Genomic DNA, 383 nt, shown 5'->3' on the forward strand with positions numbered 1-383 from the left:
GTAAATAGGTGATAAAGGAGTAAGCTATGGCTAAAGTAACAATTATGTTAGCATGTGCAGCAGGTATGAGTACAAGTCTGCTAGTGACAAAGATGCAAAAGGCAGCAGAAGATAAGGGGTTGGATGCAGAAATTTTTGCAGTTCCAGCTCCTGAAGCAGAAGAAATTGTAGCAACAAAAGAAGTAAATGTGTTGCTTTTAGGTCCTCAAGTTCGCTATTTACTAGGGGACTTTCAAGAAAAACTAAAAGATAGACAGATTCCTGTGGCGGTTATTCCGATGACAGATTATGGAATGATGAATGGTTCTAAAGTCTTAGATTTAGCTGAAAGTTTATTAGACTAAGATTGAGGAGAATGTTATGGATGAAAGTAATTTAGAATC

1 protein-coding gene is annotated in these 383 nt (G+C 36.8%); it reads left to right on the forward strand.

Annotated elements, in window-relative coordinates:
• Positions 1-26: 26 nt before the first annotated feature.
• Positions 27-344: a PTS sugar transporter subunit IIB gene (locus AC13HU_RS38330; protein ID WP_001151646.1), complete on the forward strand. Its 318-nt coding sequence runs from the start codon at positions 27-29 to the stop codon at positions 342-344.
• Positions 345-383: the final 39 nt, after the last annotated feature.

It is taken from the genome of Streptomyces sp. NH27, from assembly GCF_056859195.1.

Bases quoted from the DNA above. Each gene is read 5' to 3' on its own strand.
- AC13HU_RS38330 (WP_001151646.1), top strand. From the start codon at position 27: ATGGCTAAAGTAACAATTATGTTAGCATGTGCAGCAGGTATGAGTACA.